General features: G+C 58.6%; 1 protein-coding gene. It reads left to right on the top strand.

All coding sequences use genetic code 11. The features are described 5' to 3' along the window. Window positions 1–365: calcium-binding protein (locus Q4528_RS12865; protein ID WP_368506695.1), on the top strand; the 365-nt coding region annotated here is incomplete at both ends.

Here is a 365-nt window from a genome sequence, read left to right as displayed (position 1 = left end):
GGCAACGACAACATCGACGGTGGCTATGGCAATGACGAATTGCGCGGTGATGCGGGCAACGACACCATCGCGGGCGGCTTTGGCGCCGATACCGTGATTGGTGGCAGGGGCAATGACACGCTCACCGGCAGTGCCTTCTCGGATCAGGTTTTTGGCGGAGACGGCAGTGATTTCGTCAACGGCGGATTTGGCCATGACCTTGTGAATGGCGGTGCGGGTGCGGACCGGTTCTTCCATATCGGTGTCGCAGACCACGGGTCGGACTGGATACAGGATTATGATGCCGCCGAAGGTGATGTGCTGCACTTTGGCATTAATTCGGCCACGCGCAGCCAGTTCCAGATCAACACCACACATACCGCTAC

Source organism: Staphylococcus pasteuri (assembly GCF_030547725.1).
Classification (GTDB): Bacteria; Bacillota; Bacilli; order Staphylococcales; family Staphylococcaceae; genus Staphylococcus; species Staphylococcus pasteuri.
Note: the sequence above shows the minus strand (reverse complement) of the source record. Positions and strands in the feature narration are given on the sequence as shown.